This window comes from Streptomyces hilarionis, from assembly GCF_024539675.1.
Classification (GTDB): Bacteria; Actinomycetota; Actinomycetes; order Streptomycetales; family Streptomycetaceae; genus Streptomyces; species Streptomyces hilarionis.
In genome coordinates this window covers 1-2,472 of the sequence record NZ_JAHHIT010000328.1, presented here as the reverse complement: position 1 = coordinate 2,472, position 2,472 = coordinate 1, and the positions used below count along the sequence as shown (strand labels likewise).

General features: G+C 72.0%; 3 protein-coding genes. All 3 read left to right on the top strand.

The window, feature by feature from the left end:
• Positions 1-925: arylamine N-acetyltransferase family protein (locus KMS84_RS38365; RefSeq protein WP_256921183.1), on the top strand; the 925-nt coding region annotated here is incomplete at its 5' end.
• 222 nt (positions 926-1,147) lie between these two features.
• The gene (locus KMS84_RS38360) at positions 1,148-1,393 is read left to right on the top strand and encodes a hypothetical protein (RefSeq protein WP_256921182.1); all 246 of its coding nucleotides are present in this window, start codon (positions 1,148-1,150) and stop codon (positions 1,391-1,393) included.
• 60 nt (positions 1,394-1,453) lie between these two features.
• Positions 1,454-2,443, top strand: a complete 990-nt coding sequence (holA, locus tag KMS84_RS38355; protein ID WP_256921181.1) for a DNA polymerase III subunit delta — start codon at positions 1,454-1,456, stop codon at positions 2,441-2,443.
• Positions 2,444-2,472 lie beyond the last annotated feature (29 nt).

Genomic DNA, 2,472 nt, shown 5'->3' with positions numbered 1-2,472 from the left:
CCCCGACCCCAACCTCAACCCCAACTCCGACCCCGATTCCGGCCCCGAACCCGACCCCGATCCCCGCTTTGTCCCCGGCTCGGGTGCCGGAGGCCCGGTCGGCGTCAGAGCCGTTCGTCACTCGCCCACGGTCGAACTGTTGCGTGAACTGCAACTACGGCATCTGCGGGCCGTGCCGTTCGAGAATCTGTCGGTGCATCTCGGCGACGAGATCGTGCTGGAGGAGAGGAGGTTGGTGGAGAAGATCGTCGAGAAGCGCAGGGGAGGGTTCTGTTACGAGTTGAACGGGGCGTTCGGGGCGCTGCTCAGGGCGCTGGGGTTCGAGGTCACGCTGTTGGCTGCACGGGTGTACGGAGAGGAGGGGCGGCTCGGCATCCCCTACGACCACCTCGCGTTGCTGGTGCGGACGGCGGACGCGGGGGAGTGGCTGGCGGACGTCGGGTTCGGGGCGCACAGCCACTGTCCACTGGAGTGGGGACGGCGTGACGAACAGCAGGATCCCGGCGGGGTTTTCAGGATCGTCGAGGCCGGTCCGCAGCCGACGGGGGACGCGGGCGGAGCCGGTTCGACGGCCGGGCGGGACCTCGACGTCGTGGCGGACCTCGACGTCGTGGCGGACGGCGAGCGGGTGTACCGGCTGGAGACGAGACCCCGGGCGTTGCGGGACTTCACGGCGGGAGCCTGGTGGCACAGCACGTCGCCGGAGTCGCATTTCACGAAGTCGCTGATCTGCTCCCGGCTCACCGAGGACGGCGGGAGGATCACGCTCAGCGGGCGCCGACTGAAGGCGACGACCGCCGACGGAGCGAGGCGGGAGGACGAGCTGCCCGGTGACGAGGAGGTGCTGGAGGCGTATCGGGAGCGGTTCGGCATCACGTTGGAACGGGTGCCGGAGGTGCGGCCGGCGACAGTGCGGCAGCGGTGATCGGATGCGCCGAAGCCGAAGCCGAAGCCGAAGCCGAAGCCGAAGCCGAAGCCGAACCCGAAGCCGAAGCCGAACCCGAAGCCCGAGGCCGGGGTCGGGCTCAGTGTGGGCTGGGACGGAACGGGCCGAGCCGGGCCGAGGGGTCGTTTTCGGGACCTGGCTTCTGGAAAGTTTTCCGGACCTGAGGCACGGTACCCCGCGCACATGTCGGAAGATGGCCGTGTGAGTGATGTGCGACATGTGCTGGTGCTGCCGGATCGCGAGGCCGCGGAGGCGGCGGCCCGGGCGATCGGGGAACGGTTCGCGGTGAGCGAGGAGCCGCGGATAGTCCGGGACGCCCTGGCCGGCGAGGACGACGCGGAGGACGCGCAGTGGCTCGTCCTGCTGCACGACGAGGAGCAGCGGCTCGACGTGGCGGCGCTGGACGGGTTCGCGGCGGAGTGGGAGGGCTGGCGCGAGGACCCGTAGGCCGGCCCGGGCGCCCGGCGAGCGGCCGGGTTGTCAGTGCGGCGTGGGATGCTTTCGGGGATGGCCAGGAAGACTGCGAACGACGACCCTCTCGCCTCGGTGACGCTTGCCGTGGGCCAGGAGGACCTCCTGCTCGACCGTGCCGTGCAGGAGGTGGTGGCCGCCGCCCGGGCCTCCGATGCCGACACGGACGTCAGGGATCTGAGTTCGGACCAGTTGCAGCCCGGCACCCTTGCCGAGCTGACCAGCCCGTCGCTCTTCGCGGAGCGCAAGGTCGTGGTCGTGCGCAACGCGCAGGACCTGTCCGCCGACACGATCAAGGACGTCAAGGCGTATCTCGGGGCGCCCGCCGAGGAGATCACGCTCGTGCTGCTGCACGCGGGCGGAGTCAAGGGCAAGGGGCTGCTGGACGCCGCGCGCAAGGCGGGCGCGCGTGAGGTGGCCTGCCCGAAGATGACGAAGCCGGCGGACCGGTTGGCCTTCGTCAGACAGGAGTTCCGGGCGACCGGGCGGTCGGCCACGCCCGAGGCGTGCCAGGCACTGGTCGACGCGATCGGCAGCGATCTTCGGGAGCTGGCGTCGGCCGTGTCCCAGTTGGTCGCCGACGTCGAGGGGACCATCGACGAGGCCGTGGTCGGCCGGTACTACACCGGGCGGGCCGAGGCGTCGAGCTTCACCGTCGCCGACCGGGCGGTGGAGGGGCGGGCCGCCGAGGCGCTGGAGGCGCTGCGCTGGTCGCTGGCCACCGGAGTCGCGCCCGTGCTGATCACCAGCGCGCTCGCTCAGGGGGTACGCGCCATCGGCAAACTGTCCTCCGCGCGCGGCGGCCGCCCCGCCGACCTCGCCCGCGAACTCGGCATGCCGCCCTGGAAGATCGACCGGGTGCGGCAGCAGATGCGCGGCTGGACGCCGGACGGGGTGGCCGTCGCGCTGCGCGCGGTGGCCGAGGCGGACGCCGGAGTGAAGGGAGGCGGCGACGATCCCGAGTACGCCCTGGAGAAGGCGGTCGTGACCATCGCCCGCGCCGCCCGTTCCGGCGGCCGGGGCTAGCGGCCCCGCCGCCCCGGCCGCCGGAACGG